At 29.7% G+C, this 7,830-nt stretch carries 8 protein-coding genes, 1 tRNA gene and 1 riboswitch; of the genes, 2 read left to right on the top strand and 7 right to left on the bottom strand.

Annotation, left to right across the window (positions count from 1 at the left end; all coding sequences use genetic code 11):
• Positions 1-105: 105 nt before the first annotated feature.
• The 3 genes from Q0V15_RS10275 to Q0V15_RS10265 all read right to left on the bottom strand — a co-directional run bounded on the left by Q0V15_RS10275 (position 106) and on the right by Q0V15_RS10265 (position 2,983).
• Entirely contained in the window at positions 106-783 is a 678-nt protein-coding gene (locus Q0V15_RS10275; RefSeq protein WP_297438675.1) for a DUF3298 and DUF4163 domain-containing protein, read from the bottom strand.
• 164 nt (positions 784-947) lie between these two features.
• Positions 948-1,931, bottom strand: a complete 984-nt coding sequence (gene rluF / locus Q0V15_RS10270; RefSeq protein WP_297438673.1) for a 23S rRNA pseudouridine(2604) synthase RluF — start codon at positions 1,929-1,931, stop codon at positions 948-950.
• Entirely contained in the window at positions 1,928-2,983 is a 1,056-nt protein-coding gene (locus Q0V15_RS10265) for a hypothetical protein (RefSeq protein ID WP_297438672.1), read from the bottom strand. Before Q0V15_RS10265 ends, rluF begins: the two co-directional genes overlap by 4 nt.
• Positions 2,984-3,243: 260 nt before the next feature.
• On the opposite strand from Q0V15_RS10265, the gene ispF reads away from it, so the two are divergent.
• Both ispF and Q0V15_RS10255 read left to right on the top strand, forming a co-directional pair.
• Positions 3,244-3,711: a 2-C-methyl-D-erythritol 2,4-cyclodiphosphate synthase gene (gene ispF / locus Q0V15_RS10260; RefSeq protein ID WP_297438670.1), complete on the top strand. Its 468-nt coding sequence runs from the start codon at positions 3,244-3,246 to the stop codon at positions 3,709-3,711.
• 83 nt (positions 3,712-3,794) lie between these two features.
• On the top strand, positions 3,795-4,346 hold the full coding sequence (locus Q0V15_RS10255) for a sugar O-acetyltransferase (protein ID WP_297438667.1): 552 nt from the start codon (positions 3,795-3,797) through the stop codon (positions 4,344-4,346).
• 66 nt (positions 4,347-4,412) lie between these two features.
• Here the strand turns inward: Q0V15_RS10255 and Q0V15_RS10250 are convergent, their stop codons facing one another.
• The 4 genes from Q0V15_RS10250 to Q0V15_RS10235 all read right to left on the bottom strand — a co-directional run bounded on the left by Q0V15_RS10250 (position 4,413) and on the right by Q0V15_RS10235 (position 7,744).
• Positions 4,413-5,744 (bottom strand): Na+/H+ antiporter NhaC family protein, encoded by a 1,332-nt coding sequence (locus Q0V15_RS10250; protein WP_297438665.1) that lies wholly within the window; start codon positions 5,742-5,744, stop codon positions 4,413-4,415.
• 140 nt (positions 5,745-5,884) lie between these two features.
• A riboswitch (SAM riboswitch) is annotated at positions 5,885-6,009 on the bottom strand.
• Positions 6,010-6,081: 72 nt separating this feature from the next.
• Positions 6,082-6,921 (bottom strand): pyridoxamine kinase, encoded by an 840-nt coding sequence (locus Q0V15_RS10245; protein ID WP_297438663.1) that lies wholly within the window; start codon positions 6,919-6,921, stop codon positions 6,082-6,084.
• Positions 6,922-6,944: 23 nt separating this feature from the next.
• Positions 6,945-7,460: an ECF transporter S component gene (locus tag Q0V15_RS10240; RefSeq protein ID WP_297438661.1), complete on the bottom strand. Its 516-nt coding sequence runs from the start codon at positions 7,458-7,460 to the stop codon at positions 6,945-6,947.
• Between the two features lie 210 nt (positions 7,461-7,670).
• Positions 7,671-7,744 (bottom strand) — tRNA-Gly (locus tag Q0V15_RS10235).
• Positions 7,745-7,830 lie beyond the last annotated feature (86 nt).

Here is a 7,830-nt window from a genome sequence, read left to right as displayed (position 1 = left end):
AGTAAGCTTACAGCCTCGAGCATAAAGCCCGAGGTTTTACGCTATTTTCTATAAATGTCATAAAAATAAAACTAGAAAAGATATATTCCTTTCTAGTTTATCGTATTATATTATGTCGAACTTTAGTTTGCCTATAAATTTATCCATAGGAACTTCAAAATATCTAAGTCCTGCTGCATATGGAGCTATATCATATAATTGAAAAAAGATTGTTACTCCATCTTTTGAAATATAAAAATCTTGATTCTCTTTCACACCTTTAAAATAATCTCCATGGTCAAAATACATATCTTTATTTTTTTCAATTTCACTTCTTATATAATTATCACATACAGTTTTATAATCAAAACCATCAATAAATAAATCTTTAAGTATCAATCTACTCCCTGTTTTTAAATCATAATTATAAGGTATCAAAGTTGACATACCATGTGCTCCACCTAAAAACTCATAATTACTCACAACTAAGCTAAGTAAATCATTATTATTGTATGGAACTTCAAATGAACTTTTAATAATATAACTTGGGTGGAACAAATCTTTTTTTGCATCACTCGTAATTCTATTTACAAAACCATTAATATCAGAATTTATAGTATCAAAAATACCATTAACACCTTTATCTATAGAATTTACAATTGGAAGATCTAATTCTATATTTATATTGTCCTGAACCTTCATTATTTTTTTTGAATCTATGTCTAAAAATGTTGTAGTACAGCTAGCTGTAACACTAAAAAATAACAAAAATATAAAACTACATAAAACTACTTTTTTCCTCATATTTTTCTCCTTTTAAAAGATTACTTTTTATTTTAGTATTCTCTCTTATCTAGCAAATATGTGGCTTTTGAAATATAAATTTTTTTAATTAATAAAAAAGTTATCCACACTTCCCTGTGGATAGTGTGGATAACTTTACCAATTTAGTTAATTATTTTAAACTTTTATTTCTTTGAATTAGAATTTCTGTGGATAACTTTACTTTTACCCCCACCATCATTCTTTTTATTTTTACTTTTTTTTGAGCCTTGCTTAGGCTCCTCACTTGGCTTTCTATAATTATTATGTTGCTTATGTCTATTTTTGTCGTCTTGCTTTTTTCTATTATTAAATGGTTTTTTATCTCTTTTATCTCTTTGATTTACACCATCTACTGGTCTTAACTCTTCATCTGATGCCTCTTCAGTTTTAACTGATTCACCAGTTAATTTTTTAATTTCTAAAAGCTCTTTTTTAGTCATATTCCTCCACTGTCCATCTGAAAGATTTCCAAGAGTAATATTCATAATTCTAACTCTCTCAAGCTTTGTTACATTATAACCAAAATGCTCACACATTCTTCTTATCTGTCTATTAAGCCCTTGTGTTAAAGTTATTCTAAAAACATTTTTTCTTTCTTTTTTAATCATACAAGGCTTAGTTACAGTTCCAAGTATAGGAACTCCATTTGCCATAGCTTTTGTAAATTCAGTAGTTAAAGGTCTATCAACTGTTACAATATATTCTTTTTCATGATTATTTCCAGCTCTTAAAACCTTATTAACTATATCTCCATCACTTGTCATAAAAATAAGTCCTTGTGAATCCTTATCAAGTCTACCAATTGGGAAAATTCTTTTCTTATGTCTTATAAAATCAACAATATTTCCTCTTACATGCTTTTCTGTAGTACAAGTTATTCCAACTGGCTTATTTAAAACTAAATAAACAAAATCTTCCTCTATCTTAATAGGTCTATTATCAACAGTAACTTTGTCTCCTTCAAAAACCTTAGTTCCCATTAAAACCTTAACGCCATTAATTTTAACTCTTCCTGCTTCAATGAACTTATCTGCCTCTCTTCTTGAACAAAATCCACTCTCTGATATATATTTATTAAGCCTTACAGCTTCCCTATTTTCATCCTTAAAGTTAATTCCCAAAATCATATCTCCTTATTCTTATCTTTTTCTGCCTTTATTACTTTCTCAGTTCCTGCATTATTTATAACAAGTTTAAAAATATCACTTATTTTCTCATCATTATACTGTCCCTGAACTAAATTTGTTGTCTCACGAAGGCTTTTTAAATTAAAGTCATTTGATGTTATAGCCATATTGATAATATCATCTGCTGGAATCATATCATTTTCATCAGCATATTCTAATATTTCTACTAAAACAGTATCAAGACTATTCCCTTCAAATTCCTCACTTGCAATCATCTCTTTTCCCTTTTCAGTAGGTGAGCTTACACTTATAACCTTTCCACTTGAATTAACATCTAAATTAATTTCTGAGGTAGTTTTAAGTACAACCTTAGTATCTGAAATTGAAAATACTCGGTTTAAAATAATACCACCAAGAAACATAAGCAAAGCAATTACGCCCGCAAACTTAATCCAAATTGGAATATACTTATACTTCTTAGCCAAAATTTCTGTACCAATTCCACCTGCATTAGAATACTCAACATCTGCAACAATTCCTTGTCTTGTTAAAATAAATATACTCTTAGCATATTTTGAAATATCAATCCCTATCCCTTTGTATGCAGCTTGCTTATCATCACTATTTGAAACTGGTAATATTCTTAAATTCACATTATTAGTCTGTAAATTTAAATACTTTAAAATCTCATTAAACTTATTATCCATAAGTAAAACAGTATAAAGTTTTAAATAATCTATATATCTCTTTAATTTAACTAAATCAATATTTGTAGCTTTACCAATCTTTAAAATTGGCATTACTTTATTCTTTTTATAATAATTAATTAAACTCTTTTCATTAGTTATGAATTTAGCAGCATTAAACAACTTATTTCTCTCACCTTCTGGTACAATATCTCTCGATAAAGAAACTAAACTTATATGATATGAATTTATATAATTCCTCAAAAGCAATGCTTCTGCCCTTACTTTTTTCATATCTATTTCCTTGTTATGTTTTCTCTTACAAGAAAAGAAACTACGATTCCTATACTCAGAAAAATCCCCCATTTTTCCCTCCTATAATATTAAATTTTACATATATCAATATAATAATAACTAATTCTACTAATAATTATAACATAGGGACAACTCCCACTTAAATAGATTTCATATTAAATATTTACTGTGATAAAATAAAATTAATGAACTTTGATTATATTTAGTAAGTTTTTAAAACTTTCTAAAGTATTTATAGACAAAAAATTAATAAAGTGTTTTATAAAAAGATAATATCTAATTTTAAAAATATATATTTAAAGGAGAAAGTTATGAGAATTGGAATGGGATATGATGTACATAAATTAGTTATAGGAAGAGATTTAATCATGGGTGGTGTTAAAATACCATTTGAAAAAGGACTACTTGGACACTCTGATGCAGATGTATTATTACATGCAATATCAGATTCATTACTTGGTGCAGCTGCACTTGGTGATATAGGAAAACATTTTCCTGATACAGACCCAAACTTTAAAGGTGCTGATAGCCTTATGCTTTTAAAAGAAGTTGGTAGACTTATAAAAAAAGAAGGCTATCACATAGGTAATATTGATGCTACTATCATAGCTCAAAAGCCTAAAATGCTTCCTCATATTCTAAGTATGAGAGAAAATATAGCAAGAGTTTTAGAAATAGAAGTAAATCAAATAAATGTTAAAGCTACAACAGAAGAAGGACTTGGATTTACAGGTTCACTTGAAGGAATTTCTTCTCAAAGCATAGCTTTACTTTTATAATCATAGTATAGTAAAATCATATAATACTAAAGACAAGCCATCTAAGATGATTGTCTTTTTTTATAATAAAAGGGGGATTTATTATGACTGAGAAAGAAAAAATGTTAAATGGGGATTTATATCTATCTTTTGGAGAAGAATTATTTACAGAAAGACAAAAAGCTAAAGAGTTACTCTTTGACTTTAATGCACTTAGACCATCTATGGTTACAGAAAGAAATACTATTTTAAAGGATTTACTTGGATTTATGGGTGAAAATATATTCATTGAACCACCTTTTAGAGCTGACTATGGCTACAATATAAGTTTTGGTAACAGAAGTTATTCTAATTATAATCTAACAGTTTTAGACTGTGCTAAAGTTACAATTGGAGATGATGTTTTAATAGGACCAAATGTTAATCTCTTTACAGCAGGACATCCTATAGATGTAGAGGAAAGATTATCAGGACTTGAATATGCCTATCCTATAATAATTAGTGATAGATGTTGGATTGGTGGTGGTGTAACAATAAATGCAGGTATATCAATTGGAGAAAATACTATAATTGGTTCTGGAAGTGTTGTAACAAAGGATATTCCAGCAAATGTTATAGCCTGTGGTAATCCTTGCAGAGTTATAAAAAATATATAAGAAAAAGACTGTGCAGAACACGCACAGTCTTTACTCATATAAAATATATTCTATCTATTAAATTAATTAAGAAGCTTTAACTTCATTAATACTTTTTGATTTACCTGTACTTACTGTATTAGTTTTTTTATGTGAGAAGAATCCAATAAATACTATTGCACTTATTCCCATTAAGTACGGATAAAATAAATACTGCATAATTTCAAATGGAGCTAGTCCTGCAAGTGACGCTGCTGTTAAAAGTTGTGCTCCATATGGAATCACACCTTGGAATGCACAAGAGAACATATCAAGTATTCCAGCTACTCTCTTTGGCTCAAGCTCATACTTATCTGAAATATTTTTAGCTATTGGACCTGTTGTAACAATAGCTATAGTATTATTTGCTGTTGCAATATCTACTAAACTAACTAAAGCACCAATTCCAAACTCTGCACCTTTTTTACTTTTTATTCTACTTTCAACAAACTCTAAAATAAAATCTATACCACCATTTACCCTAACAAGTTCAACAATACCTCCAAGTAAAAGAGAAATCATAAGTATTTCACTCATTCCACCTATTCCAGCAGACATTGAAGAGAATAAAGTTCTAATAGTTAAAGCTCCTGTTCCAAATCCTACCAAAGTAGCAAGACCTATTCCACCAGTTAAAACTACAATTACATTAACTCCGCAAAGTGCAGCTATAAGAATTGCAAGATAAGGTATAACTTTTATTAAACTATAATCATAACTTCCAGCTACAATTTCTGCTCCCTGTCCAAGAAAAACATATAATCCGATTGAAATTAAAGCTGCTGGTAAAACTACTTTAAAATTAGTTTTGAATTTTTCATTCATTGCACAGCCTTGAGTTTTTGTAGCTGCTATTGTAGTATCTGAAATCATTGATAAATTATCACCAAACATAGCTCCACCAATAACTGCTCCAACAATTAAAGGAAGTGATATTCCAGCTTTATCTGAAATTCCAAGAGCAATTGGTACAATTGCCGCTATTGTTCCCATTGAAGTTCCAAGTGATATCGCTATAAATGCTGATATAACAAAAATCCCTGCAACAAGCACTCCACTAGGTAAAACTGAAAGTCCAAGATTAACTGTTGATTCAACAGCTCCCATTTCTTTCGCAACTGATGCAAATGCCCCAGCTAATATAAATATGAAACACATTAATATAATATTACTATCTCCTGCACCTTTGCAGAAATGATTAAGATTTGTATCTATCCCTCTTTTTCTATTCATGAATATTGCAACGGTAGCTGCTATAAGACCTGGTACTAAAACTGAAACTGCATAAAAATCATCTAGAGCAATAGATGCTCCTAAGTATATTGCTACGAATACTATAAGTGGTAATAGTCCTAAAAATTTCCCTTTCTTTTCTTTCATAATAAATATCCCCCTTTTTTTAAAAGAGTTCCTATTATCTTAATGTCTAACCTAAATTTTGCTGTCTAATTCTTTAAGAAAACAAAAAAACTCCTGTTTTCAGACAGAAGTTTAATATTACACCGTAATACTTAATAATCTCCTTATCTATCAGTTAAAAAATAACTGCTGGAATTAGCACCGTTCTATTTTAAAGCGTGTTTCGCCTCAAAATATTGGTTGCCGGGTTTCATAGGGCCAGTCCCTCCACCACTCTGGATAAGATAATAAAAAAGCTCTTATTTAATTTATTTCATTCTACCATTATTCTACTTTCAAAACAATGGAATGTTTACTACTATTTTGTTAACATTCCTAAAACTTTTTCAAGTAATATACCTTCTTTATAGTCATAATCATAGCTATTACTTATTTTAATAGCCTTAAATACAAACTCACTAGCAAATATACTTGAATTTTCTATTGTTTCTCCATTTAATATTTTTCCAATAACTACAGATGTAAAAGCATCTCCTGTTCCTGGATAATACATATTAACTTTTTCAACAGATATTCTAGATAATTTACCACTAACCTTACTATAAACTATCGTATCAATGAACTTTTCACCCGTTCTGCTTGGTGCACTTGTTACAATAATATTTTCAATTCCAAGTTCTGATACACTTTTAGTCCAATTATCTACTTTATCAAAATCAAATCTATCCTCATAACTTTCATTAAGAAGCAGAGCAAGTTCTGTTATATTTGGAGTTATTATTGTCGCATTTTTTATAAAACTTCTCATTGCTTCTACCATTTCATCTCCAAAGCTAGAATAAAATGCTCCTTCATCGCCCATTACAGGATCAATTACTATAAGTTGTCCCTCTTTTTTAAATTCACTGATTATGCTAGAAACAATTTTAACTTGAGCTACATTTGCAAGATACCCTGTATAGATTGCTTCAAATTCTAACTCAAGTTTCTTCCAGTGACTTTTAGCACCCCACATAAAATCACTTAAATCTTCAATCATTGGTTTTCCATATCCACCTGTATGAGTAGATAAAACTGCTGTCGGTAATGGACATACTTGAATCCCCATAGTTGATATTATCGGTATTATGCTTGTTAAAGATGCTCTTCCATAACATGACATATCGTGTATTGTCATAACTTTTTTAATAGGATACATTCTTCCACTCCCTTTAACTATTACTAAATTTTAATACCTGCTTTTCTAACTAAGAACTTAGATGCACAAAGTGGTATTGCAATAGCTACTCCAATTCCTGTTGTAATCACTGATGTAGTAATTTTTAATGTAGCTGTTGGCACTCCATAGAAAATGCAATTAACAAGAAAATATCCTGTTAAAGAAACTAATCCTCCAAGTACAAAGCCTAAGATATTCTTTTTCATATTATCTCCATTTGCGCCACCCTTATGACTTACATACCCTGCTACAAATCCAGTTGCACCTTTTAGGAAAAATGTTGGAACAGTCCAAATTGCAAATGCTGGATTTATAAAATCAAATAATGCACACCCAATAGCTCCAGACCAAGCAATATCCTTCCCTAAAAATACTGCCCCCACAAATATAGCTGTTGTTCCAAGATGTATCATAGTATTACTTCCACCAAGTGATATTGGTATATTAATCATTGTAGCCACAAAACATATTGCTGCAAACAATCCAATTCTTATTATTCTTCTAGTATTATTTTTCAAAATAAAAACCCCCTCTTTACTTTACAAATAATTATATGTCTTTTTTTTACAAAAGGTCAATTGTACGGGTACTTTAAATGTTTTGAATATTATTTTTCTATATTATCTTTTTATTTTTCAATTTATAATTTACATATTTTTCTAATCATTTCAATCCTAAATTATAATTTAACGTAAAAAAAGACAGCCTCTACAAGACTGTCTTTACTCTGGAGCAGGTAGCGAGAATCGAACTCGCCTATTCAGCTTGGAAGGCTGACGTTCTACCAATGAACTATACCCGCATATTATTATCTACCTTTTTTAAATTTTAAATGGAGCAGGTAGCGAGAATCGAACTCGCCTATTCAGCTTGGAAGGCTGACGTTCT

Source organism: uncultured Clostridium sp., from assembly GCF_947036855.1.
Classification (GTDB): Bacteria; Bacillota; Clostridia; order Clostridiales; family Clostridiaceae; genus Sarcina.
Note: the sequence above shows the minus strand (reverse complement) of the source record. Positions and strands in the feature narration are given on the sequence as shown.

What these genes read in the sequence shown, in the direction of transcription:
- Q0V15_RS10275 (WP_297438675.1), bottom strand. Translation starts at nt 783, where the DNA reads ATGAGGAAAAAAGTAGTTTTATGTAGTTTTATATTTTTGTTATTTTTT.
- rluF (WP_297438673.1), bottom strand. Translation starts at nt 1,931, where the DNA reads ATGATTTTGGGAATTAACTTTAAGGATGAAAATAGGGAAGCTGTAAGG.
- Q0V15_RS10265 (WP_297438672.1), bottom strand. Translation starts at nt 2,983, where the DNA reads ATGGGGGATTTTTCTGAGTATAGGAATCGTAGTTTCTTTTCTTGTAAG.
- ispF (WP_297438670.1), top strand. Translation starts at nt 3,244, where the DNA reads ATGAGAATTGGAATGGGATATGATGTACATAAATTAGTTATAGGAAGA.
- Q0V15_RS10255 (WP_297438667.1), top strand. Translation starts at nt 3,795, where the DNA reads ATGACTGAGAAAGAAAAAATGTTAAATGGGGATTTATATCTATCTTTT.
- Q0V15_RS10250 (WP_297438665.1), bottom strand. Translation starts at nt 5,744, where the DNA reads ATGAAAGAAAAGAAAGGGAAATTTTTAGGACTATTACCACTTATAGTA.
- Q0V15_RS10245 (WP_297438663.1), bottom strand. Translation starts at nt 6,921, where the DNA reads ATGTATCCTATTAAAAAAGTTATGACAATACACGATATGTCATGTTAT.